At 70.8% G+C, this 24,130-nt stretch carries 17 protein-coding genes; 13 read left to right on the top strand and 4 right to left on the bottom strand.

All coding sequences use genetic code 11. The features are described 5' to 3' along the window. Window positions 1-10: 10 nt before the first annotated feature. Both AB0B40_RS19015 and hflX read left to right on the top strand, forming a co-directional pair. Window positions 11-1,594, top strand: coding sequence for a M1 family metallopeptidase (locus AB0B40_RS19015; protein WP_362264598.1), 1,584 nt, complete (start codon window positions 11-13; stop codon window positions 1,592-1,594). Between the two features lie 160 nt (window positions 1,595-1,754). Continuing rightward, window positions 1,755-3,245 (top strand): GTPase HflX, encoded by a 1,491-nt coding sequence (hflX, locus tag AB0B40_RS19010; RefSeq protein ID WP_345052280.1) that lies wholly within the window; start codon window positions 1,755-1,757, stop codon window positions 3,243-3,245. 178 nt (window positions 3,246-3,423) lie between these two features. On the opposite strand, the gene AB0B40_RS19005 is transcribed toward hflX, so the two are convergent. Then, complete coding sequence (locus tag AB0B40_RS19005; protein WP_345052278.1) at window positions 3,424-4,653, bottom strand: hypothetical protein; 1,230 nt, start codon at window positions 4,651-4,653, stop codon at window positions 3,424-3,426. 549 nt (window positions 4,654-5,202) lie between these two features. On the opposite strand from AB0B40_RS19005, the gene AB0B40_RS19000 reads away from it, so the two are divergent. From AB0B40_RS19000 to AB0B40_RS18985, 4 genes are all read left to right on the top strand, one after another. Further along, window positions 5,203-6,855: a diaminobutyrate--2-oxoglutarate transaminase family protein gene (locus AB0B40_RS19000; protein WP_362264596.1), complete on the top strand. Its 1,653-nt coding sequence runs from the start codon at window positions 5,203-5,205 to the stop codon at window positions 6,853-6,855. Window positions 6,856-7,075: 220 nt separating this feature from the next. Continuing rightward, a complete protein-coding gene (locus tag AB0B40_RS18995) occupies window positions 7,076-9,382 on the top strand; it encodes an IucA/IucC family protein (RefSeq protein ID WP_362264594.1) in 2,307 nt (768 codons plus the stop codon). A gap of 109 nt (window positions 9,383-9,491) precedes the next feature. Next, a complete protein-coding gene (locus AB0B40_RS18990; RefSeq protein ID WP_345052270.1) occupies window positions 9,492-10,262 on the top strand; it encodes a GNAT family N-acetyltransferase in 771 nt (256 codons plus the stop codon). Window positions 10,263-10,524: 262 nt separating this feature from the next. Continuing rightward, window positions 10,525-12,501 carry an ATP-dependent DNA helicase gene (locus tag AB0B40_RS18985; protein WP_345052268.1) on the top strand — a complete coding sequence of 659 codons (1,977 nt, stop codon included), beginning with the start codon at window positions 10,525-10,527 and terminating at the stop codon, window positions 12,499-12,501. A gap of 176 nt (window positions 12,502-12,677) precedes the next feature. Here AB0B40_RS18985 and lexA read toward each other — a convergent pair whose 3' ends face one another. Next, the gene (gene lexA, locus AB0B40_RS18980) at window positions 12,678-13,457 is read right to left on the bottom strand and encodes a transcriptional repressor LexA (protein ID WP_030750750.1); all 780 of its coding nucleotides are present in this window, start codon (window positions 13,455-13,457) and stop codon (window positions 12,678-12,680) included. Between the two features lie 563 nt (window positions 13,458-14,020). Between lexA and nrdR the strand changes: the two genes are divergently transcribed. Together nrdR and AB0B40_RS18970 are read left to right on the top strand one after the other, a co-directional pair. Continuing rightward, on the top strand, window positions 14,021-14,572 hold the full coding sequence (gene nrdR, locus AB0B40_RS18975) for a transcriptional regulator NrdR (protein WP_345052264.1): 552 nt from the start codon (window positions 14,021-14,023) through the stop codon (window positions 14,570-14,572). A gap of 166 nt (window positions 14,573-14,738) precedes the next feature. Next, window positions 14,739-17,636 (top strand): vitamin B12-dependent ribonucleotide reductase, encoded by a 2,898-nt coding sequence (locus tag AB0B40_RS18970; RefSeq protein WP_345052262.1) that lies wholly within the window; start codon window positions 14,739-14,741, stop codon window positions 17,634-17,636. A gap of 91 nt (window positions 17,637-17,727) precedes the next feature. Here the strand turns inward: AB0B40_RS18970 and AB0B40_RS18965 are convergent, their stop codons facing one another. Continuing rightward, complete coding sequence (locus tag AB0B40_RS18965; RefSeq protein WP_345052259.1) at window positions 17,728-18,261, bottom strand: TerD family protein; 534 nt, start codon at window positions 18,259-18,261, stop codon at window positions 17,728-17,730. A 152-nt stretch (window positions 18,262-18,413) separates the two neighbouring features. Between AB0B40_RS18965 and AB0B40_RS18960 the strand changes: the two genes are divergently transcribed. The 5 genes from AB0B40_RS18960 to AB0B40_RS18940 all read left to right on the top strand — a co-directional run bounded on the left by AB0B40_RS18960 (window position 18,414) and on the right by AB0B40_RS18940 (window position 22,577). After that, window positions 18,414-19,019 (top strand): YdbC family protein, encoded by a 606-nt coding sequence (locus AB0B40_RS18960; RefSeq protein WP_345052257.1) that lies wholly within the window; start codon window positions 18,414-18,416, stop codon window positions 19,017-19,019. A gap of 148 nt (window positions 19,020-19,167) precedes the next feature. After that, window positions 19,168-19,827, top strand: a complete 660-nt coding sequence (locus tag AB0B40_RS18955) for a histidine phosphatase family protein (RefSeq protein ID WP_345052255.1) — start codon at window positions 19,168-19,170, stop codon at window positions 19,825-19,827. Between the two features lie 12 nt (window positions 19,828-19,839). Then, complete coding sequence (locus AB0B40_RS18950) at window positions 19,840-20,745, top strand: ADP-ribosylglycohydrolase family protein (RefSeq protein ID WP_362264590.1); 906 nt, start codon at window positions 19,840-19,842, stop codon at window positions 20,743-20,745. A gap of 435 nt (window positions 20,746-21,180) precedes the next feature. Then, a complete protein-coding gene (locus AB0B40_RS18945) occupies window positions 21,181-21,882 on the top strand; it encodes a ribonuclease HII (RefSeq protein ID WP_345052299.1) in 702 nt (233 codons plus the stop codon). Between the two features lie 68 nt (window positions 21,883-21,950). After that, window positions 21,951-22,577 carry a hypothetical protein gene (locus AB0B40_RS18940; protein WP_345052250.1) on the top strand — a complete coding sequence of 209 codons (627 nt, stop codon included), beginning with the start codon at window positions 21,951-21,953 and terminating at the stop codon, window positions 22,575-22,577. 445 nt (window positions 22,578-23,022) lie between these two features. Here AB0B40_RS18940 and AB0B40_RS18935 read toward each other — a convergent pair whose 3' ends face one another. Continuing rightward, window positions 23,023-23,643, bottom strand: coding sequence for a hypothetical protein (locus tag AB0B40_RS18935; protein ID WP_362264588.1), 621 nt, complete (start codon window positions 23,641-23,643; stop codon window positions 23,023-23,025). Window positions 23,644-24,130 lie beyond the last annotated feature (487 nt).

Below are 24,130 nucleotides of genomic sequence, written 5' to 3'. Positions count from 1 at the left end.
GCGGTGATCCATGCCGCTCACCCCCCGCCCTCGCCCCCGCTCCCAGCCCGACCCCTCCCCGCACCGGCTCCCGCACCAGCCCTCCCCGCACCGCCCCGGGTCCTCCCGGCGCCGGCTCCGTTCCAGGATTTCCCGGCACCGGAAGGCGGCCCTGCTCGCCTCCGCCGTCTCCGTCTGCCTCGTCGCCGCCACGGCCCCGGCCGAACCGCTCGGCGTCGGCGACCGGCTCTTCCCGTACCTGGGCAACCCGGGGTACGACGTCGCCTCGTACGACCTGTCCCTCACCTACCCCGGCAGCAATGACAAGCCGCTTGACGCCGTCACCACCATCGACGCCTGGACCACCGCCGACCTGGAACACCTCAACCTGGACTTCGCGCACGGCACCGTACGCTCGGTCGAGGTCGACGGACGTCCCGCGGGCTTCGTGGGCGCCGGCGAGGACCTGGTCGTCACCCCGGAGCACCCCCTGGCCAAGGGCGGCTGGACCCGGATCACCGTGCGGCACACCAGCGACCCCGTCTCCGGCAAGGACCAGGAGGGCGGCTGGGTGCGCACCTCCGACGGCCTCGCCATGGCGAACCAGGCCGACGCCGCCCACCTGGTGTTCCCGTGCAACGACCACCCGTCCGACAAGGCGATGTTCACCTTCCGGATCAACGTGCCGAACGGCTACACCGCCGTCGCCAACGGCCTGCCCGCCGGAGCCGACCGGATCGGCGGCACCACCACCTGGACCTACCGCACCCAGCACCCCATGGCCACCGAACTCGCCCAGGTATCCATCGGCCGCTCCGCCGTGGTGCGCCGCGACGGACCGCACGGGCTGCCCCTGCGCGACGTCGTGCCCGCCGCCGACCGCAAGGCCCTCGAACCGTGGCTCGCGAAGACGCCCGACCAGGTCGCCTGGATGGAGAGCAAGGTCGGCCGGTACCCCTTCGAGACCTATGGCGTGCTCATGGCGCAGGCGTCCACCGGCTTCGAACTGGAGACACAGACCCTTTCGCTCTTCGAGAAGCAGCTGTTCACCGAGCCCGGCTACCCCAAGTGGTACATCGAGTCGATCATGGTGCACGAGCTGTCCCACCAGTGGTTCGGCGACAGCGTCACCCCGCGCAGCTGGTCCGACGTCTGGCTGAACGAGGGGCATGCCACCTGGTACGAGGCCCTGTACGCCGAGGAGACCGCGCAGCGGCCCATGGAAGAGCGGATGAAGGCCGCCTACGGAGCCTCCGACCGCTGGCGCGAGGCCGGCGGCCCGCCCGCCCGGCCCAAGGCACCGGTCCCCGGCCAGAAGATCAGCATCTTCCGCCCGAACATCTACGACGGCGCCGCCCTCGCCCTCTACGCCCTGCGGCAGGAGATCGGCCGGCCCGCCTTCGAGCGGCTGGAGAGGATCTGGATCCGGGAACACCGCGACGCCACCGCCACCACCGCCGACTTCGTCCGCCTGGCCTCGACCGTCGCCGGCCGTGACCTCAGCGGCTTCCTCGAGCCCTGGCTGTACGGCGAGAAGACCCCGCCGATGCCCGGTCACCCGGACTGGAAGCCCACGGCATCGGCCAAGGCGGCCGAGCCCCACACCCGGCGATAACCCGGTGACGAGACGGGCCGTACCGTGCGAACATCTACGGGTCGGCGCGGGCACGGGACGCGGGAATCTCCCGGGGTACTCGTGCGTTGAACAAGGCGAGCGGTCCTGGTGACCGCCGCACCGACGCCGTAAACGGCACTCTCATCGACGTAAGGATCCAATGACCTCCTCTTCTTCCCCTTCCCAGGACACCAAGCGCCTCGCGCACGCCTACCCCGAAGGTCTTCGGGCCGATGCCCTGATGGAAGAGGACGTCGCCTGGAGCCACGAGATCGACGGCGAGCGTGACGGCGACCAGTTCGACCGCAGCGAGCGCGCGGCCCTGCGTCGCGTGGTCGGTCTGTCCACCGAGCTGGAGGACGTCACCGAGGTCGAGTACCGCCAGCTCCGCCTGGAGCGGGTCGTGCTCGTCGGAGTGTGGACCACCGGCACCGCGCAGGACGCCGACAACTCGCTCGCCGAGCTGGCCGCCCTCGCGGAGACCGCGGGAGCCGTCGTGCTCGACGGCGTCATCCAGCGCCGCGACAAGCCCGACGCGGCCACCTACATCGGCTCCGGCAAGGCGCTGGAGCTGCGGGACATCGTCCTCGAAACGGGCGCCGACACCGTCATCTGCGACGGTGAGCTCAGCCCGGGCCAGCTGATTCAGCTGGAGGACGTCGTCAAGGTCAAGGTCATCGACCGTACGGCCCTGATCCTGGACATCTTCGCCCAGCACGCCAAGTCCCGAGAGGGCAAGGCGCAGGTCGCGCTCGCGCAGATGCAGTACATGCTGCCGAGGCTGCGAGGCTGGGGCCAGTCGCTGTCCCGGCAGATGGGTGGCGGTCGCGGTGGCCTCGCCACGCGCGGCCCCGGTGAGACCAAGATCGAGACGGACCGGCGCCGGATCCGCGAGAAGATGGCCAAGATGCGCCGGGAGATCGCGGACATGAAGACCGGCCGCGAGATCAAGCGCCAGGAGCGCCGGCGCAACAAGGTGCCGTCCGTCGCCATCGCCGGCTACACCAACGCCGGCAAGTCCTCCCTGCTCAACCGGCTCACGGGTGCCGGCGTCCTGGTCGAGAACGCGCTGTTCGCGACCCTGGACCCGACCGTCCGCCGGGCCGAGACCCCGAGCGGCCGGCTGTACACGCTGGCGGACACCGTCGGCTTCGTGCGGCACCTGCCGCACCACTTGGTCGAGGCGTTCCGCTCCACCATGGAGGAGGTCGGCGACTCCGACCTCATCCTGCACGTGGTGGACGGCTCGCACCCCGTCCCGGAGGAGCAGCTCGCCGCCGTACGCGAGGTGATCAGGGACGTCGGCGCCACCGACGTGCCCGAGATCGTCGTGATCAACAAGGCGGACGCGGCCGATCCGCTGGTCCTCCAGCGGCTGCTCCGGGTCGAGAAGCGCTCGATCGCCGTCTCGGCCCGCACCGGCCTGGGCATCGAGGAACTGCTCGCCCTGATCGACGACGAGCTGCCCCGCCCCTCGGTCGAGATCGAGGCGCTCGTGCCCTACACGCACGGCAAGCTGGTCGCACGCGCCCACACCGAGGGCGAGGTGATCTCCGAGGAGCACACCGCGGAGGGCACCCTGCTCAAGGTCCGGGTGCACGAGGAGCTGGCGGCGGACCTGGCGCCCTACGTGCCGGTCTCCGCGGCCTGACCCACGGCAGCACGAAGGCCCGCCACCCCGGCTCGGGTGACGGGCCTTCGTCATGCCCACTCATGCCTGGCACGTCAGGCCTGGCACGTCATGCCTGGCACGTCAGGCCGACGGTGTCAGACCCACGGCGTCAGGCCGACGGTGTGGGGCCGACGGCGTCAGCCCCACGCCGTCAGGCTCACCGGCCGGCGAACTGCTTGCTCACCGACTCGTACACGCCCTTGGCGACGTCCCCCAGCCGGGGACCGGCCAGCCAGCCCGCGCTCACCGGGCCGATGGACGTGTTGGACACGAGTACGGGCTTGCCGTCCGCGCCCTTCTCCACCCAGCCGCCGCCGGAGGAGCCGCCCGTCATCGTGCAGCCGATCCGGTACATCGTCGGGTCGGACTTCTCGATGGAGAGCCGGCCCGGCTTGTCCTGGCACTGGTACAGCAGCTGGCCGTCGTACGGCGCCGCCGCCGGATAGCCGGACGCGGTGATGCTCTGCACCTTCGGCACGGCCGGCGCGTCGAAGTTCACCGGCAGCGCCCCGCCGACCGTCTCCTCCAGCGACTTGCCGCCGCTGCCCTGCTCCGGCGTCACATGGACGACGGCGAAGTCGTACGAGGCACCGTCACCGCCCGTCTCACCGCCCTTGCTGATCCACTGCTGCGAGGTCTTCGCCGCGTCGGCCCACCACACGCCGTAGGGAGCGATCTCGGACCGGCTGGCGTTCTCCAGCTCGGCCGCCGACCTGCCCTGGTCGTTGTACGACGGCACGAAGGCGAGGTTGCGGTACCAGCCGCCCTTCTTCCCCGCGTGCACGCAGTGACCGGCCGTCCAGACGAGGTTGGACTTGCCCGGGTGCGCCGGGTCCTGCACGACCGTGGCCGAGCAGACCATGGTGCCGCCGGGGGCGTCGAAGAGCAGCTTGCCCGAGGTGGCCGCACTGCTGTGGTACGGCGGCGTGGCCGCCTGCGCCTTCACCGGCTGCGGCGTCGGGTCCGTGACGCCCTGGTCACCGGAGATGTCGTTGGCGTCGACGCCCCGGTCCGGGTCGTCGGCGCCGCGCATCCGGTCCGGGTTCCACAGGCCCTTGATGATCGGGTTGACGAAGTCGTTGGCCTCGCGAAGCCAGTCGTGCCGGTTCCAGTCCTTCCAGGCGCCGTTCTTCCACTTGTCGATGTCGATCCCGTGCTCCTTGAGCCTCCGCTTGAGGTCGTCCGGGATCCTGAGCTTGCCGTCGCCGGTGCCCGACGCGGTGGCGGTGGCGGTGGGGTCGCCGTTGGCGTTGTCGTCACCGCTGCCGTTGCAGCCGGTGGCGGTGAACGCCAGCGCCGAGACGAGGGCGACCGCCGTCAGCGAGGTCGAGGTGCGGCGAACGCCCCTTCCTCGCCGCACGGTGAACGACGGCCGTATGGATCGCATGTTCTTGACTCCCCTTGCTGTGACAGGAACTCGGCGCTTCGGCCCCGACACCGGCCGCGAACTCATGGAGGGTTCATGCCGGTCCCACGACCTTCTGGGAACGGCATCACACACTATGCGGTCGCCGGGGGGGAGTTCTGACGGGACGGCAACGGTTCCGTCACAGGCTGTCCGAACAGGGCGTGATCTCCCATGGGCTGCCGTGGCGTCAGCCGGTCCGGTCCGGTCCGGTCCGGTCCGGGCCGGGCCGCCCGCCCGGACGACGCGCGGGTCCGCGATGGGCACCGTCACACCCGGGAGCCGGTCCACGGAACCAGCCGCCCGCCAGCACGCCCCGCGCCCCATGACGGACACCGCCGCACCCGCCGCTCGCCAGGACGAGGTGCGGCGTCACCCACGTCGTCCCGCCATGGATCTCAGGGCGACCCGTAACCGCCCGAACGGTCCGCGGTTGTAGCCGGTGGGGCCTGCTGCCTGTGTCCGGTCCCCGAGGATCAACTCGCCTTTGAGCAGCGGGGAGGACAGCACGCCGTGGCCGCTACGGAGTCGATGGCTGAAGGCACACCCGGGGAAGTGCCGGCCGTGCACGAGGGGATCCTGAGGCGCCAGTCGGCGCGTGAGTCCTCGGCGCGCACGTACGCCCGCGCACTGCCCATCGTTCCGGTGCGGGCGCGGGGGCTCACCATCGAGGGCGCCGACGGCCGCCGTTACCTGGACTGTCTCTCCGGCGCCGGCACCCTCGCCCTCGGCCACAACCACCCGGTCGTGCTGGAAGCCATCCGCGGGGTCCTCGACTCCGGCGCCCCCCTCTCCGTCCTGGACCTCGCGACCCCTGTCAAGGACGCCTTCACCACGGAGCTGTTCCGCACCCTCCCGCCCGGCCTCGCCGACCGTGCCCGCGTCCAGTTCTGCGGACCGGCCGGCACCGACGCCGTCGAGGCCGCCCTCAAACTGGTCCGGGCCGCCACCGGCCGCACCGGCATCCTCGCCTTCACCGGCGCCTACCACGGCATGACCGCCGGCGCCCTCGCCGCCTCCGGCGGCGCCCACGACGTCCAGGTCACCCGCCTGCCCTATCCGCAGGACTACCGCTGCCCCTTCGGTATCGGCGGGCCGTCCGGCGCCGAACTCGCCGCCCGCTGGACCGAGTCCCTGCTGGACGATCCCAAGTCCGGCGTACCACTGCCGGCCGGCATGATCCTCGAACCCGTCCAGGGCGAGGGCGGGGTGATCCCCGCACCGGACGACTGGCTGCGCCGCATGCGACGGCTCACGGCGGACCGCTCCATCCCGCTGATCGCCGACGAGGTCCAGACCGGAGTCGGCCGCACGGGCGCCTTCTGGGCCGTCGACCACAGTGGCATCACCCCCGATGTCATGGTGCTGTCCAAGGCCATCGGCGGCAGCCTCCCGCTGGCCGTGATCGTCTACCGCGACGACCTCGACACCTGGCAACCCGGCGCCCACGCCGGCACCTTCCGCGGCAACCAGCTCGCCATGGCCGCGGGCACCGCCACCCTCGCCTACGTCCGCGAGAACGCCCTCGCCGAGCGAGCCGGCGCCCTCGGCTCCCGCATGCTGGCCCAACTCGCGGAACTGGCCCGCGGGTACGACTGCGTGGGAGACGTGCGAGGACGCGGGCTGATGATCGGGATCGAACTGGTGGACCCGGAACCCGTCCAAGCCACCGCCGACGCTCGCGCCGTTACCGACGGCCCCACGCACGTCGACGCCTTCGTCGCCCCTGATGGCCTCGGCGGCAGCGGTGGCCCCGGCGGCCTCGGCGCCTGCGGTGACCCCGGTGGCCCCGGCGTTGCACGTGGACTTGGAGGCTCCGGCAGTCCCGGTGGGTCCGGCAGTCCCGGTGGGGCCACCGCATCCAGTGCGCTCGGGGGTCCCGGCAGTCCCGGTGACCATGGTGCCGCGCCGACCTGGCCGGAGACCGGCCGCACACCGCTCCCGGCCGCGCCCCGACTCGCCGCCGCGGTACAGCAGGAGTGTCTCCGGCGCGGGCTGATCGTCGAACTGGGCGGCCGACACGCGTCCGTGATCCGGCTGCTGCCGCCCTTGACGATCAGCGACGAGCAGGCGACGGCGGTCCTCGACCGCCTGGCCGACGCGATCGACGCGGCGGCCCGCCACCACAAGTCCCATGGCCCACACCCACAACGCCACCCCGACCCCGCCCAACGCGCGGGCTGAACACCCCGCGTGCCTCATCCGGCCTCCCACCAGGGCGTACGCCTTCATACCGTCACCCCGTTCCCACCTCACAGACATCCCGTGCACACCCCTTCCGCACCCCGCTTCCGGCCGACCCGGCCGTGCCGCCGCCCCGGCAGCCACGGCCCCGGGCAAGGGCGGCCGAGCGGGCGACGGAAACGAGCCCGCGCCACCTCACTCCAGCCCCAGAGGAGCCGTCATGAACGCCACGCCCACCCCCGACGGCCGTTCCGGCGCCCCCGACGACCAAGGAGACTCCGGCACCCCGCCCTCTGCTGTACCGCTCACCGACTCGGTCCCGCAGCAGAAGAAGCGGGAGGTGGGTCCCATCCCACGGACAGCACATGAGGCCGACCCACTGGAGGCCCCGGATCCGCGTGCCGCGGCCCAGGCCGCCGCTGTCGAGAACCTCCTGCGGTGCTGGGCCCGCGAGACCGGCCTCACCGCTCCTACGGCCGCGAGCCTCCGTATCCCCCTGCCGGCCAGCGGGACCGCCCTGCTCGCGCCGGTCCGGTACTGGTCACCGACGGGCTGGCACCGCTTCGGCCCGCCGCGCCTCGCCTACGCACCCGACACCGCGCCGCCCGTCGATGCCGTCACCCTCGCGGCACTGTTCGTCAGGGAGTCGCCCGGCGGGCCGTCCAGTACCCCACATGTTCCGGCCCCCACCACCTCCGCCCCCGACGACGGCACCGTCCCCAGCCCAGGCGGCCGTACCGACCACAACTCCGGCCACAACTCCGGCTTCAGCCACAATTCCGGCTCCGCCTCCGCCTCCGGAGCTGACCCTGCCCCCGGCACTGGCACCGGTCCCGACCGCAGTCCCGACCGCAAGACCGGTTCACGTCCTGACAACGGCGCCGACCCCGGTCCCGACGACACCGTCCCCGGTCCCGCCGGCTGCACCGGCTCCGGCCCCGCCTCCGCGGACGGCACCGGCACCGACCCCGGCCTCGCCGACGACAACGGCTCCGGCTCCGGCTCCAGCTCCGGCACCAGCCCCGGCAGCGGCACCGGCCCCGGCCTCGGCGACCGCGGTGATCTCGTCGCCAGGGTGGCCGACTCCGTCCGCCGCACCGCGGACTTCATCCGCGACCGGCGCCAACACCCTGCCGACACCCCCGACCTCTTCCTCAGCGCCGAACAGGCGCTCCTCCTCGGGCACCCGCTGCACCCGACCCCGAAGAGCCGGGAAGGCCTGACCGAGACCGAAGCCGCCAGGTACTCACCTGAGTCGCGCGGCTCCTTCCCCCTGCACTGGCTCGCTGTCGCCCCCTCTCTTCTCGCGACCGACTCGGCCTGGACCGAACGCGGCCGACCTGTACCCGCCGCCGACCTCGTCCGACGTCTCGCCGGAACCGACCTGCCACTGCCCGACGGCTACACCGCCCTCCCACTGCACCCCTGGCAGGCACGCGAGGTACGGCACCGGGCATCCGTCGCCGCACTGCTCGACTCCGGGCTCCTGCGCGACCTCGGCCCCCTCGGCACCCCCTGGCATCCCACCTCCTCCGTACGAACCGTCCACCGGTCCGGTGCCCCGGCGATGCTCAAGCTCTCGCTGGCCCTGTGCATCACCAACTCCCGCCGGGAGAACCTGCGCAAGGAACTCCACCGCGGAGTCGAGGTGCACCGACTGCTGCGCACCGGTCTCGCCAAGCAGTGGCAGGCGGTACACCCCGGCTTCGACGCCATCCGCGACCCGGCCTGGCTCGCCGTCGACGGCCCGGACGGCCGGCCGGTGCCGGGACTCGACGTGATGATCCGGCACAATCCGTTCACCCCGGCCGACGACGTCGGCTGCGTCGCCGGACTGGTCTCACCCCGCCCCCGACCCCGCGCCGTACCGTCGGTTGGCGTTCCATCACGGCATGGCACCTGGCCGATGCGGTCGCGTCTGGCACAGCTCCTGGCGCGCCTGGCCGCACGCACCGGCCGGCCCGTCGGCGCCGTCGCGGCGGAGTGGTTCCTGCGCTACCTGGAGCATGTCGTCCGGCCCGTGCTCTGGCTGGACAGTGAGGCCGGCATCGCCCTCGAAGCCCACCAGCAGAACACGCTGCTCCTGCTGGACGGCGACGGCTGGCCCGCAGGCGGCCGCTACCGTGACAACCAGGGCTACTACTTCCGCGAGTCCCGGCGGGCCGAACTGGCCGCCCGGCTGCCCGGCATCGGCGAGCGCAGCGGCACCTTCGTCCGGGACGAGGTCACCGACGAACGCTTCGCCTACTACCTCGCCGTCAACAACGTCTTCGGCCTGATCGGCGCCTTCGGCTCCCAGCGTCTCGGCGACGAGCGACTGCTCCTCGCGGCCTTCCGCCGTTTCCTGACCACCATGGCCTCAGGCCCCGCCCCACTGCGCACCCCCCTGCCCGGCCAGCTGCTCGACTCGCCGGTGCTGCGCTGCAAGGCCAACCTGCTCACCCGGCTGCACGGCCTCGACGAACTCGTCGGCCCGGTCGACACCCAGTCCGTCTACGTCACCATCGCCAACCCCCTCCACTCCTGAGCCCCATACCTCCGCGCACCACCTGCGCGGCCTTCGCCTTGCGCGAGCCGCACCGTCTTCCCGCACATCGAGGAACACGACCCACCTCGTTTCCCGAGAGGAGCGCACCGTGCCTCCCACCGACGCGACCGCCGGAACCGGTCCCGCCTCCGCCCGCCAGGACAGCACCGGCCCCCGAGCGGACAACGCGGATGCCCGGCACTCTCCGTTCGGCCGGTTCACCGCCGAGGACGACGACCCGGACAGCGAGGACACGCTGGACCTGCAACTGCCGGCCGGGTTCCTCGCCCTCCGCGCCGGGGCGACGGCCGGCCAGCTCGGCCGACTCGCCTCATGGGGTCCGGTCGCCACCCCCGTCGGCTCCTTCGAGCTGGTACCTGTGCGCATCGATCAGGATCTGCCGCTCGTCCACCGCTGGATGAACGACCCCGCCGTCGCGGACTTCTGGGAACTGGCCGGATCCCGGAAGCGGACGGAGGAGCATCTGCGGGCCCAGTTCCACGGCGACGGGCGCTGCGCGCCGTGTGTGGGCGTACTCGACGGCACTCCGATGAGCTACTGGGAGATCTACCGCGCGGACCTGGATCCGCTGGCCCGCCACTACCCGGCCCGGCCGCACGACACCGGTATCCATCTCCTCGTCGGTGAGTCCACCGACCGCGGGCGGGGGACGGGATCCACCCTGCTCCGCGCCGTGGCCGACCTGATCCTTGACCGGCGTCCCGCCTGCGCACGTGTAGTGGCGGAACCCGATCTCCGTAACACCCCCTCCATCGCCGCCTTCCTGAGCGCCGGCTTCCGGTTCGCGGCCGAGATCGACCTGCCCGGCAAGCGGGCGGCCCTCATGATCCGGGACCGAGTCCTGCGCGATGTCCTGTAGCGCCGTGTGTTCGGGCGCTCACCATGAGATACGAATGGCGGGTCGGCGGTGTTCCCGGCCCGGAGAAGAAAGTTCGCCGCCAGGCCCCAGCGGGTGTGCCCAACCCATCACTCCCACCAGCCCGACCCCTCACACTCCCACCAGGCCAACCGCCACCCCCAGCAGCCCAACCCATCACCCCCAGGAGCCCGGCCGTGATCCCGCCCCCCGCCCCGGCTGTGAGGCCCCGTTTGTCAGTGCAGGGCCGTAGGGTGGTCAGGCTATGACGAAGCCCTCCCTCTCCGAACTCCTGCATGCCGCCGTCTCCGCCGTCGGCGGCACGGAGCGCCCCGGCCAGGTGACCATGGCCGAAGCGGTCGCCGAGGCGATCGACGACGGATCCCACCTGCTGGTCCAGGCCGGCACCGGCACCGGTAAGTCGCTGGGCTATCTCGTGCCCGCGCTCGCGCAGGGAGAAAGGGTGGTCGTCGCGACGGCCACACTGGCACTGCAGCGCCAGCTCGTGGAGCGGGACCTGCCGCGCACGGTCGACGCACTGCATCCGCTGCTGCGCCGCCGCCCGGAGTTCGCGATGCTCAAGGGCCGGTCGAACTATCTGTGCCTGCACCGCCTGCACGAGGGAATGCCGCAGGACGAGGAGGACGGGCTCTTCGATCAGTTCGAGGCAGCCGCGCCCACCAGCAAACTGGGCCAGGACCTGCTGAGGCTGCGGGACTGGTCGGAGGAGACCGAGGACGGCGACCGGGACGATCTCACTCCCGGCGTCTCGGACCGCGCCTGGGCCCAGGTGTCGGTGTCGTCGCGGGAGTGCCTGGGCGCGTCGAAGTGTGCGTACGGAGCCGACTGCTTCGCGGAGATGGCCCGTGAGCGTGCCAAGCTCGCTGAGGTGGTGGTCACCAATCACGCCCTGCTGGCCATCGACGCCATCGACGGCGCCCCCGTGCTGCCGCAGCACGAGGTGCTGATCGTCGACGAGGCGCACGAGCTCGTCTCCCGTGTGACCGGTGTCGCCACCGGCGAACTCACGCCCGGCCAGGTCAACCGCGCCGTGCGCCGTGCCGCCAAGCTCGTCAACGAGAAGGCCGCCGACCAGCTCCAGACCGCCGCCGAGGGCTTCGAGCGGCTCATGGAACTCGCGCTGCCCGGCCGCCTGGAGGAGATCCCGGAGGATCTCGGCTACGCCCTGATGGCGCTGCGGGACGCCGCCCGCACGGTGATCTCCGCGATCGGCGCGACGCGCGACAAGTCGGTTCAGGACGAGGACGCGGTGCGCAAGCAGGCGCTGGCCTCGGTGGAGACCGTGCACGACGTGGCGGAGCGGGTGCTGAACGGCTCCGAGTGGGACGTCGTCTGGTACGAGCGGCACGAGCGCTTCGGCGCGTCCCTCCGGGTCGCCCCCATGTCGGTCTCCGGCCTGCTCAGGGAGAAGCTCTTCGCCGACCGGTCCGTCGTCCTCACCTCGGCCACGCTCAAGCTGGGCGGTGACTTCAACGGCGTCGGAGCCTCCCTGGGGCTCGGTCCGGAAGGCGCGGAGGGCGAGGACCTGCCGAACTGGAAGGGCGTCGACGTGGGCTCGCCCTTCGACTATCCCAAGCAGGGCATCCTTTACGTCGCCAAGCATCTGGCGCGCCCCGCGCGGGACGGTGACCGGGCCGACATGCTGGACGAGCTGACCGAGCTGATCCAGGCGGCCGGCGGTCGCACTCTCGGCCTCTTCTCGTCCATGCGGGCCGCCCAGCTCGCGGCGGAGGAGCTGCGCTCCCGCATCCCCGAGTTCCCGATCCTGCTCCAGGGCGAGGAGACACTCGGCGAACTGATCAAGAACTTCGCGGCCGACCCGAAGACGTGTCTCTTCGGCACCCTGTCGCTGTGGCAGGGCGTCGACGTCCCGGGCCCCAGCTGTCAGCTGGTCGTGATGGACAAGATCCCGTTCCCGCGTCCCGACGACCCGCTGATGAGCGCACGCCAGAAGGCGGTGGAGGATGCAGGCGGCAACGGCTTCATGGCGGTGGCCGCCACCCACGCGGCCCTGCTGATGGCACAGGGCGCCGGCCGTCTCGTCCGGGCGTCCGGTGACCGGGGCGTCGTGGCCGTACTGGATCAGCGGCTGGCCACAGCGCGCTACGGCAGCTACCTCAAAGCGTCACTGCCGGACTTCTGGTACACCACGGACCGTAACCAGGTCCGTAAGTCGCTGGCGGCCATCGACGCGGCGGCGCAGCAGGCGGAGACGGAGTGAAACGGGGTCCTGACCGGAGCACCGGTCAGGACCCCCGAGGGCCGCTGCCCTCACGGCGCCTCCGGACAGGCCGCTGCCCTCACGGCGCCTCCGGACATGCGCAGGGCCCCGGAACCGGCGCAGGGGTTCCGGGGCCCGGTCAGGGAGCGAGTCCGCCGACTCGCCCGCCGCAGCCGTCACACGCGCCGCAGCACGGCGACGACCTTGCCGAGGATGGTTGCGTCGTCGCCGGGGATCGGCTCGTAGGCCGCGTTGTGCGGGAGGAGCCACACATGGCCGTCCTCGCGCTTGAAGCGCTTGACGGTGGCTTCGCCGTCGAGCATGGCGGCCACGATGTCGCCGTTCTCGGCGACCGGCTGCCGGCGCACGGTGACCCAGTCGCCGTCGCAGATCGCCGCCTCGATCATGGAGTCGCCGACGACCTTGAGGACGAACAGTTCGCCGTCACCGACGAGCTGGCGGGGGAGGGGAAAGACGTCCTCGACGGACTCCTCCGCGAGGATCGGGCCACCGGCGGCGATACGGCCGACCAGCGGCACGTAGGACGCGGCGGGCTTGCCGGCGGTGTCCGTGGGCTGCACGGTGACGGCCTGGTCCGATCCGCGCACCTCGTACGCGCGCGGGCGGTGCGGGTCGCGGCGCAGGAAGCCCTTGCGCTCCAGCGCCATCAGCTGGTGGGCGACGGAGGACGTGCTGGACAGGCCGACGGCCTGGCCGATCTCCCGCATCGACGGCGGGTAACCGCGCCGCTGTACCGAGTCCCTGATGACCTCGATCACCCGGCGCTGCCGGTCGGTGAGCCCCGAGCTGTCGGCCCGGATGCCTGGAGGTCGGCCCGGTAGGGAACGCTTGTGTCCCTCGGGATTCGTGGCTTCGTTCATCGCGTGCACCGGCTCGACTCGGCCCTGGGAGCGGTCCTGGGCGGTGATGGTGGCACTGTCTGCGGTGGTGGTCACGGCGGCCCCTCTCGATGGTCTCCCTGCTGCACAACGGTAGTTGCTTTCGAAAGGTTGCGCCAAACACACGTTCGAGTGAAAAAGTGCGTTTCGCGTGACGTGATCACGTGTCTGGGTGTATGGCTCACGCGACACTCGGCGGACAAAAGTGGCCATTGTTGTACTCTTCACCGCTGTGGTTGCACGCCTCGTGAGCTGTGTCCCCAGTCTGCCATCCGGAACCCTGCACTCCGGGGTCCGGGGGCGTCTCCGTGCGGTAGCGCCACGCATCCGGCGCGTGGCGACCACCGTATCCCCGCGAGTGCCGCAGCGGCACAGCTCCGCCCCCGCGAGTCCGCCCTGGTGGCCGCGGGGATCCACGGCCGCCGCCGCGTCGCGACACGCGTGTCCGCCACTATGTATGACCCAATCCCCACATGTAGTGGTTGGATGGCTACAGCGGCCCACAAGTTGTGGTCCCCCCGGTCGGAGTCGGCTTCTCGATCGCCTATGCTTAGGGCTGCTTCGCGAGGCCCATGGGTCCGGCGAGGCCGACGAGTCTGCTGTGAGGAGGGTTGGAGAACATGCACTGCCCCTTCTGCAGGCACCCCGACAGCCGCGTGGTCGACAGTCGTACGACCGACGACGGCACGTCCATCCGCAGGCGCCGCCAGTGCCCTGACTGCTCCCGTCGTTTCACGACCGTGGAGACGTGCTCGCTCATGGTGGTGAAGCGGTCCGGAGTCACGGAGCCGTTCAGTCGCACCAAGGTCATCAACGGTGTGCGCAAGGCATGCCAGGGACGGCCTGTCACCGAGGACGCGCTCGCCCAGCTCGGCCAGCGGGTCGAGGAGGCGGTGCGCGCCACCGGAAGCGCCGAGCTGACCACCCACGACGTGGGCCTGGCCATACTCGGCCCGCTGCAGGAGCTCGACCTCGTCGCCTATCTGCGGTTCGCCTCCGTCTACCGGGCGTTCGACTCGCTCGATGACTTCGAGGCCGCCATCGCGGAGCTGAGGGAGGCCACACGGGACCCCGCCCTGGACCAGGAAGGCGCGGGAGCGGGGAGCCAGGAAGACGACCGCGGGTCCGGCGGGACCGTTCAGGTTCCCGAACCCGCCCACGCCGCCGACTGACCGGCGGGCCGGAAACCGGGAGGAGACCCGGCTTCCGGCCGGAAGGCGGCGAACAAAGACCTGTTGCGGGCGGCGGCTGAGGATGCCCGCAACGCACGACACAAACACGTACCCAAGGGAACAAACCGGGTACTTCGGGGCGTTTTTGCCCGTACAGGGAGGCGGCATGACAGAGACGGCGAGCGGTCCGGCACGAGGTTCCCGAGCCAAGGGCGGCAAGACGGGAAACAAGGGGCTGCACATCGAGCGCGTCCACACCACCCCCGGCGTACACCCGTACGACGAGGTGAGCTGGGAGCGCCGTGACGTCGTCATGACCAACTGGCGCGACGGCTCGGTCAACTTCGAGCAGCGTGGCGTCGAGTTCCCCGACTTCTGGTCGGTGAACGCGGTCAACATCGTCACCAGCAAGTACTTCCGGGGTGCCGTGGGCACTCCGCAGCGCGAGGTCAGCCTCAGGCAGCTGATCGACCGCATCGTGAAGACGTACCGGAAGGCCGGTGAGGACCACAGGTACTTCGCCTCGCCCGCCGACGCCGAGATCTTCGAGCACGAGCTGGCGTATGCCCTCCTGCACCAGATCTTCAGCTTCAACAGCCCCGTCTGGTTCAACGTCGGCACCAAGCAGCCCCAGCAGGTCTCCGCCTGCTTCATCCTGTCCGTCGACGACTCCATGGAGTCGATCCTCGACTGGTACAAGGAAGAGGGCATGATCTTCAAGGGCGGCTCCGGTGCCGGCCTGAACCTCTCCCGCATCCGCTCCGCCAAGGAGCTGCTCTCCTCGGGCGGCAACGCCTCCGGTCCGGTCTCCTTCATGCGCGGCGCCGACGCCTCCGCCGGCACCATCAAGTCCGGCGGTGCCACCCGCCGTGCCGCCAAGATGGTCGTGCTCGACGTCGATCACCCCGACATCGAGGACTTCATCGAGACCAAGGTGAAGGAAGAGGAGAAGATCCGCGCGCTGCGCGACGCGGGCTTCGACATGGATCTGGGCGGCGACGACATCACGTCCGTCCAGTACCAGAACGCCAACAACTCGGTCCGCGTGAACGACGAGTTCATGAACGCGGTCGAGCAGGGTGGCAACTTCGGTCTGCGGGCCCGTATGACCGGCGAGGTCATCGAGGAGGTCGACGCCAAGGCGCTCTTCCGCAAGATGGCCGAGGCCGCCTGGGCCTGCGCCGACCCGGGCATCCAGTACGACGACACCATCAACAACTGGCACACCTGCCCCGAGTCCGGCCGGATCACCGCGTCGAACCCGTGCAGCGAGTACATGCACCTGGACAACACGTCCTGCAACCTGGCCTCGCTGAACCTGATGAAGTTCCTGAAGGACGACGGCAAGGGCAACCAGTCCTTCGAGGCCGATCGCTTCCAGAAGGTCGTCGAGCTGGTCATCACCGCGATGGACATCTCGATCTGCTTCGCGGACTTCCCGACCGAGAAGATCGGCGAGAACACGCGCGCGTTCCGCCAGCTCGGCATCGGCTACGCCAACCTCGGCGCCCTGCTGATGGCCACCGGCCACGCCTACGACTCCGACGGCGGCCGTTCCCTGGCCGGCGCCATCACCTCCCTGATGACGGGCACGGCCTACCGCCGGTCCGCCGAACTGGCCGCCGTCGTCGGCACCTACGACGGCTACGCCCGTAACGCCGACGCCCACAAGCGCGTCATGAAGCAGCACTCCGACGCCAACGGCACGGCCGTCCGCATGGACGACCTGGACACCCCGGTGTGGGCCGCGGCCACGGAGGCCTGGCAGGACGTCCTGCGTCTCGGCGAGAAGAACGGTTTCCGTAACTCCCAGGCGTCCGTCCTCGCGCCGACCGGCACCATCGGCCTCGCGATGTCCTGCGACACCACCGGTGTCGAGCCCGACCTCGCGCTGGTGAAGTTCAAGAAGCTGGTCGGCGGCGGCTCGATGCAGATCGTGAACGGCACCGTCCCGCAGGCCCTGCGCCGCCTGGGCTACCAGGAGGAGCAGATCGAGGCGATCGTCGCCCACATCGCCGAGCACGGCAACGTGATCGACGCCCCCGGCCTGAAGCCCGAGCACTACGAGGTGTTCGACTGCGCCATGGGCGAGCGCGCCATCTCCCCGATGGGCCACGTCCGCATGATGGCCGCGATCCAGCCGTGGATCTCCGGAGCCATCTCCAAGACGGTCAACATGCCGGAGACGGCGACCGTCGAGGAGGTCGAGGAGATCTACTTCGAGGCCTGGAAGCTGGGCGTCAAGGCGCTCGCGATCTACCGCGACAACTGCAAGGTCGGCCAGCCCCTCTCCGCGAAGACCAAGGAGAAGGAGAAGACCGAGGTCACCGAGAAGGCCGAGGCGACCATCCGCGAGACGGTCGAGAAGGTCATCGAGTACCGCCCGGTCCGCAAGCGCCTGCCCAAGGGACGTCCCGGCATCACCACCTCCTTCACCGTCGGCGGTGCCGAGGGCTACATGACCGCCAACTCCTACCCGGACGACGGTCTCGGCGAGGTCTTCCTGAAGATGTCCAAGCAGGGCTCGACCCTCGCGGGCATGATGGACGCCTTCTCCATCGCCGTCTCCGTCGGTCTGCAGTACGGCGTTCCGCTGGAGACGTACGTCTCGAAGTTCACCAACATGCGCTTCGAGCCGGCCGGCATGACGGACGACCCGGACGTGCGGATGGCGCAGTCGATCGTCGACTACATCTTCCGCCGCCTGGCGCTGGACTTCCTGCCCTTCGAGACCCGCTCCGCGCTCGGCATCCACTCCGCCGAGGAGCGCCAGCGCCACCTGGAGACCGGCTCCTACGAGTCGGCCGAGGACGAGGTCGACGTCGAGGGCCTGGCCCAGTCGGCCCCGCGCGCCCAGGAGCTGAAGGCCGTGGCCACGCCGAAGTCCGACGCCGGGGCTGCCAAGGCCGCTCCGCAGCAGGCCCACACCAGTGCCGAGCTGGTGGAGATGCAGTTGGGCATCCAGGCCGACGCCCCGCTGTGCTTCTCCTGCGGTACGAAGATGCAGCGGGCCGGTTCCTGCTACATCTGCGAGGGCTGCGGCTCGACCAGCGGCTGCAGCTGACGACACGCTGTTCCTGAAGTGAGCTGAAGTAAGGGGCGCCGGCCATGGCCGGCGCCCCTTACGCGTGCGGTACGGCTGTGGAGCGATGACGTCAGGGCCGGTGCCGCCTGCCCATGACCCGGGTGAAGGCCGCCGGGTCCTCGTCGAAGCCGTGTACGCCGGGACGGAACGTCCACTCGCCGGAGTCGTCCCGGACGAACTCGGCGATCGTGGCGGCCGACGCCCCGAGGACCGCACCGAAGTCGTCCTCCGCGAGCACGGTGTAGCCCTCACGGATGCGCATGGCGGGATTGAGCACGTTGACGAACGTCTTGTGCTCGGACCGTTGCTGGATGACGACGCCCACCACCACGCGCGCGTAGCGACCGTCGAGGCGTTCCAGTTCGAGCGTCATGACCTCGTCCCAGCCGAAGCCCCTGCCGTCCGTGCTGTCGCGGTCGAGGAGGATCGTGCCGTCCGGCGAACGGCTGTCGAAGTGCACCAGATAGGCCGGAGCCCCGTACGCGTCACCCGCCACGAAGGTCGCGGCGACGATGTCGAGGTCGGTCGGCGGCCGGCCTCCCGGACTGGGGTCCCACTTGAGCGAGACCTCGACCTTGCGGATTCCCTTGTTGAAGCCGGTCACCGGGCTTCCCCTTCCCCCTGCGGCTCGCTCGACCCCAACTCCCCTTCGGCCGGGGTTCCTTGTCCATCGTGCCATGTGCGTGGGAGCGCACGCGCGGGCGATCTCCGCCGGAGAGTGACCGACGCCACGCCCGGTGGCCGTACGATGGCGCGGTGCTGGTCAAGTGGATTCGCTGCACCGTGGTGGACCGCCGGGGCTTCGAGCGGGGGCAGCGAAAATGGGCGGGGCTTCCGGGGGAGCCGGGTTTTCGGGGGCAGGGCGGAGGCTGGAGCCGGCAGCGGCCGGGGGTGGCGCACGTCTTCACCTTCTGGGAGAGCCGTGCCTTCTACGACTCCTTCATGGCCCGCTCCCACGACCGCCTGGCCGCCGCCCAGTCCGGCACTTTCAAGGACGCCCAGGTCAAGCTGTTCGAGTACCGCTTCGACGTGAAGACGGGGTTCGAGCCGCGCTTCACCGACACCGATCTGATCCGCGTGGCCCTGTGCCGGATCCACGAGGAGCGCGTCGAGCACTTCACGCTGATGCAGGAGAAGGTCTGGAACCCCGCGATGGCCGGCTCGCCCGGCATGATCCGCGGCATGTTCGCCGAGGCGCCCGAGCAGGAGTTCATGATCCTGTCGATGTGGCGATCCGCGGCCGAGCACGGCAAGTACCGCACCGAGCGCGTGGAGCGCTTGGCCCTGCGTGCCCAGATCGAGGCGGACGTCGCGGCGCTCTCCGGCGACATCGTGGACCTTGAGCCGTCCTGGACCGTCTGAGAGCACTGGGTTGGACAAGCAAACGCACTGTCCTATGTCGCCGTACCGGCCGGCCGGAAGCGGTTCCGGACGCCGGAACTGTGTGACATACGCCGTATGGAGCCCGTACGGGTGCTCGACCCGCCCTCATTCCCTCTAGGGTTTTGGCATGGTACGACCACGGCGCATCGTCCTTGTCCGGCACGGCGAGTCAACGGGCAACGTCGACGACTCCGTGTACGAGCGCGAGCCCGACCACGCCCTCGCCCTGACCGAGCGCGGATGGCGGCAGGCCGAGGAGACGGGCAAGCGGCTCCGGGAGATCTTCGGCCGGGAACAGGTGAGCGTGTACGTCTCCCCCTACCGCCGTACCCTCGAGACGCTCCGCGCCTTCCACCTCGATCCCGACCTGATACGTGTCCGGGAGGAGCCCCGGCTGCGCGAGCAGGACTGGGGCAACTGGCAGGACCGCGACGATGTGCGCCTCCAGAAGACCTACCGCGACGCCTACGGCCACTTCTTCTTCCGGTTCCCGCAGGGAGAGTCCGGTGCCGACGTGTACGACCGGGTCGGCGGCTTCCTGGAGAGCCTCTTCCGCAGCTTCGAGGCCCCCGACCACCCGCCGAACGTTCTCCTGGTGACCCACGGGCTCGCGATGCGGCTCTTCTGTATGCGCTGGTTCCACTGGACGGTCGCCGAATTCGAGTCCCTGTCCAATCCCGGGAACGCCGAGATGCGGATGCTCCTTCTGGGGGAGGACGGCAAGTACAGGCTCGACCGGCCTTTCGAGCGCTGGCGGGAGCCGGTTCCCTACTGGGTGACCGGCTAGAGTGGCAGAGCGATGACCGCTGACTCCTCTTCCCTCGGGCGCCTCGAGCGCGCCCTGGCGAGCCTGCGCGGACTGGCCGTGGGGGACGCGCTGGGCTCCCAGTTCTTCGTTCCCGTGAACTATCCCCTGCTCAAGCGCCGCGATCTGCCGGAAGGCCCGTGGCAGTGGACGGACGACACGGAGATGGCCTGCTCCGTGGTCGCCGTCCTCGCCGCCCACCACCGGGTCGACCAGGACGCGCTCGCCCACTCCTTCGCCGAGCACCACGACTTCGACCGGGGCTACGGCCCCGCCGTGAACCGGCTGCTGCGACTGGTCCGGGAGGGCGAGGACTGGCGCCGGCTGGCCGCCGCGCTCTTCAACGGCCAGGGTTCCTGGGGCAACGGCGCGGCGATGCGGATCGCACCCCTGGGCGCTTGGTACGCGGATGATCCCGAGCAGGCGACCCACCAGGCGGAGATCTCGGCCTATCCCACGCACCAGCACCGGGAAGCCGTGGTCGGGGCCATGGCCGTGGCCGCGGCGGCGGCACTGGCCGGCTCGCCGGACGGGCCGCCCGCGCCCGAGGCCCTCCTCGACGGCGTCATCGCCCTCGTACCGAAGAGCGCCGTCGGCCAGGGCCTGCGCAGAGCCCGCGACATGCTCGACTACGGCGACGCGGCCACCGTCGCGGCCGTCCTCGGCTGCGGACGCCGTACGACCGCCCATGACACGGTGCCCTTCGCCCTGTGGTCCGCCGCGCGTGCCCTCGGCGACTACAGGACGGCGTTCTGGACCACGGCCCAGGTCGGCGGGGACGTCGACACGACCTGCGCGATCGTGGGCGGCGTGCTCGCCGCGGACAAGGCGGGGGCACCGCCCGCCGAGTGGGAGCGGCGCACCGAGGCGCTGCCGGACTGGGTGCCTACGGGACTATGACGTTCCGCTCTTCTCGCCACATGTCGGCAGGCGCGGCAGGTCATGCACGCGTGGCCCGGTGTCGCGTTGTGCGCAGTCATTCACGAATGTGATCCCGTGCTGATGGAATGCCCCGATCGGTGATCGTCGGAAGTGTGGTGAAGTCGACTGCCGAGCCGCTTTGCGGGATCAACATCCTTGCGAGCGGAGCGGGCAGAGGTTCGTTTCGGCCCGCCCCATAGGTATGTATTCGCCGCCGTCCCGGCCATGACGAGATACCGATCGGGAATGTGCACAAGCGAATGAAGTGATCAGGCTGCCGCAGGCGTGATCGACCGGCTGATAGCCCCGCTGCCGCGGTCCCGCCAGGCCTGTCCCCCCGCGCCGACGCTCCCGCCGCCCAGGGGGAGCCCGGGGTGTCGCGCGGCGATTCCCGCGGCGTACGCTAAGGGCGCCATGCCGTACGAACCACCTACTCACACCGTCGAGCGCTCCCTGCGCGCCACGACCGGAGCGAAGGTCATTGCCGGTGTCGACGAGGTGGGGCGCGGCGCCTGGGCCGGCCCCGTCACGGTCTGCGCGGCGATCACCGGACTGCGCCGCCCGCCCGAGGGCCTGACCGACTCCAAACTGCTGACGGTCAGGCGCCGTACGGAACTCGCCGAGACGCTGCGGTCATGGGTGACGGCCTATGCGCTGGGGCATGCTTCCCCCGAGGAGATCGACCACCTCGGGATGACGGCCGCGCTGCGGCTTGCCGCGGTCCGCGCCCTGGAAGTCCTGCCCGTCCGCCCGGACGCCGTGATCCTCGATGGAAAGCACGATTACCTCGGCACTCCGTGGAAGGTGCGCACGGTGATCAAGGGCGATCGCTCGTGTGTGGCTGTCGCGGCGGCGTCGGTGATCGCCAAGGTTCAGCGCGACAAAATGATGGCCGAACTGGGTATCGACCATGCAGACTTCGGATTTGCGGACAACGCCGGGTATCCGTCGCCCGTGCACAAGGCCGCACTGGAGGAGCGGGGGCCCACCCCGCACCACCGCATGTCGTGGGCGTATCTTGATGCGTTGCCCCAGTGGCGGCACCTCAAGAAGGTCCGCAGCTGGGTGGACGGAAGCGTTCCGGAAATCGAGGGTCAGCTCGGCTTCGATTTCTGACGGTTCCGCTCGCACTGATGTGCCCCCCGGTCATCCGCGCCGCACCAACGTTTGATAAATAACAGCTCATGCCTCTCATTCCCGAGGAGCCTCAGATTCACGAGAGTGCCCAGGGTCCCCGCGTCACGCCGGCCAGCGGCCGTACCGCGCCGACCCCTCGTCCCGTACCCGGCCCCCGCCCCGCGGCTCCGTCCCGCCCCGGTCGTCCCGGCCCACTGCGGCCCACACCACCGGTGCAGCGAACCCCGCGTGACGCGAGTCCGGCCAAGCCCGGCCCCTCCGGCCCGGGCGCTGCCGCCACAGCGGCCCCGCAGATCCAGCTGATCCCGGCTTCGGCCGAGGGTGCGCTCGACGCCGCCGAAGAGGCGGTGGACCTGCTCCTGGATTCCGGCCGCGCCCCCGGCGACGTGCTCGTGATCACCACTGGTGCCCAGCACCCGTGGGCCGAGCACGAGCTGTCCTTCGGTGAAGCGTCCTACTGGGCGCAGCACGACGCCGGTGATGACGTCTTCTACACGGACGCCGCCATCGCCTCCCGCGCCGCGTCCCGCCCGGTGGTCGTCGTGGCCGTCAACGGAGGCCCCGCCTCCGTCGCGGCCACGGCCCTCCCGCTGGCTCACGCCCGTGCCGCTGCGCTGCTGATCGTCTGTGGTGACCCGCAGCAGATCAACTCGGTGCTGGGCGCCGGAGTCTGAGCGGCGACCGGCACCTCGGGCCCACCGAGGTGCCGAAGAGCCGCTCGGGCGGACGAAGAGCCGCTCGGCGGAATCGGCACGGTGCGGCTTTCGGCGTGCCCGGACGACGGGTTGCGGCCGTGTCGTCGGCCGGGGCCGCTCGGCCGCAGACGCCGGGGAGTCGGGGCGCCTATGCCTCGCGGGCCCGTTCCCGGTCGCCGCGCCGGACCGCGCGCGGGCTGGACAGCGTGCCCTCTCGGCGTAGCCGTGGACACACGGGTGGTCGTCCCGGAGCGCACCCGAGGCGGATCCGCAGTTCCGCCGGATCCAGGACGTGAGCCCGCCTGTGCTCCTCACTGGTGCTCGCGGCGCCCGCCGGTGTGCCGGGCACCGGGCACGGGCAGGTCGCACGGGTCATGCTGCGCGGTCGGTGGTACGGACCGTCGCATCGTCCGAGCCGAGTGGCTCAGCGAGCGGCCGCCCGGCGCAGGACCTCCGAGACCGGGCCTCCCGTGCGTGGCACGAGCGGTGAGGCCTCCGACATCGCGAAGGGCTCCGGCGCCGAATGCGCGTTGGGCCGGCGTCCGCCGCGGCCCTCGCCGAGCACCTGCCAGCCCTCGTGGGTCAGCGTGATGTACGCCCCGCAGCGCAGCCCGTGCAGCGTGCAGGCATCGCGCAGCCCCCACATCCAGGCGCCGTCCTCTTCGGTCCAACGCCCCTCGCCCTCACGGCAGTAGAGCAGGACGGCCGTCCGTACGGGGGTACGGCGACGCAGGTCATGGGGAATCACCCGGCGCAGCTGGGCCAGCAGCGCGTTGCGGAACATCCAGCCGTCGGCCGGCACCGGACGGCGTGTGAACGAGGCGCTGGCCCGCAGCCGCTCGTCCGGGTCGAGCACCGCCACGATCGCCGTGAGCGGCTTCGGGTGATGCCGGGCATGCAGCCCGCTGACGACCTCACGGGGGTTGCGCAGCAACGGGATTCCGGCGGCAGCCCACTCCGCCGGCTCAAGCAGGCGACTGGCGGAAGCGGCGGACGTGGACGTCGACAACGAGGCCGCCGAGGACGATGCGAATCCGAAGGTCACGTTCCTCCCTTCGGCTACGCGCCCATACTGCGGGCGAGGTCGGATTCGGGGGAGCGCGCACCGCAGCGGAGCCCAACCGGATCACGGACGAGTCGTGCGGGGAGCGGACCTCAATTCTTCCTGTCGAACTTGGATGCGGCAACGAGCAATTGGGGCCACCGACTGTTATCTGGTGGTGCGTGGCTTATATCCCTACCCAAAGGTTCGGCCGATGACGCCCGAGCCGAGCCGACACCGTCCGAGGGACCGCCACGAGCCGCCGGCCGGCCACTCCCGGACGACGAGGACCAGCGACAACGCGTCGCTCACCCCTGGTGTCGGCGGCCAGCGGCAACACGTCGCTCACCTCTGGTGGTCGGCGGCCAGCGGCAACACGCCGCTCACCCCCGTGGGACGAGGGGCAGCGGCAACGCGTCGCTCACCCCTGGTGTCGGCGGCCAGCGGCAACACGCCGCTCACCCCCGTGGGACGAGGGGCAGCGGCAACG

It is taken from the genome of Streptomyces sp. NPDC042638 (assembly GCF_040647235.1).
Lineage (GTDB): Bacteria > Actinomycetota > Actinomycetes > Streptomycetales > Streptomycetaceae > Streptomyces > Streptomyces rameus.
The sequence above is the reverse complement of the archived record's forward strand: the minus strand, read 5'-3'. Positions and strand labels throughout refer to the sequence as shown.

Excerpts from the sequence above, each read along its gene's own strand:
- AB0B40_RS19015 (WP_362264598.1), top strand. The coding sequence starts at position 11 with ATGCCGCTCACCCCCCGCCCTCGCCCCCGCTCCCAGCCCGACCCCTCC.
- hflX (WP_345052280.1), top strand. The coding sequence starts at position 1,755 with ATGACCTCCTCTTCTTCCCCTTCCCAGGACACCAAGCGCCTCGCGCAC.
- AB0B40_RS19005 (WP_345052278.1), bottom strand. The coding sequence starts at position 4,653 with ATGCGATCCATACGGCCGTCGTTCACCGTGCGGCGAGGAAGGGGCGTT.
- AB0B40_RS19000 (WP_362264596.1), top strand. The coding sequence starts at position 5,203 with ATGGCTGAAGGCACACCCGGGGAAGTGCCGGCCGTGCACGAGGGGATC.
- AB0B40_RS18995 (WP_362264594.1), top strand. The coding sequence starts at position 7,076 with ATGAACGCCACGCCCACCCCCGACGGCCGTTCCGGCGCCCCCGACGAC.
- AB0B40_RS18985 (WP_345052268.1), top strand. The coding sequence starts at position 10,525 with ATGACGAAGCCCTCCCTCTCCGAACTCCTGCATGCCGCCGTCTCCGCC.
- nrdR (WP_345052264.1), top strand. The coding sequence starts at position 14,021 with ATGCACTGCCCCTTCTGCAGGCACCCCGACAGCCGCGTGGTCGACAGT.
- AB0B40_RS18970 (WP_345052262.1), top strand. The coding sequence starts at position 14,739 with ATGACAGAGACGGCGAGCGGTCCGGCACGAGGTTCCCGAGCCAAGGGC.
- AB0B40_RS18955 (WP_345052255.1), top strand. The coding sequence starts at position 19,168 with ATGGTACGACCACGGCGCATCGTCCTTGTCCGGCACGGCGAGTCAACG.
- AB0B40_RS18950 (WP_362264590.1), top strand. The coding sequence starts at position 19,840 with ATGACCGCTGACTCCTCTTCCCTCGGGCGCCTCGAGCGCGCCCTGGCG.
- AB0B40_RS18945 (WP_345052299.1), top strand. The coding sequence starts at position 21,181 with ATGCCGTACGAACCACCTACTCACACCGTCGAGCGCTCCCTGCGCGCC.
- AB0B40_RS18940 (WP_345052250.1), top strand. The coding sequence starts at position 21,951 with ATGCCTCTCATTCCCGAGGAGCCTCAGATTCACGAGAGTGCCCAGGGT.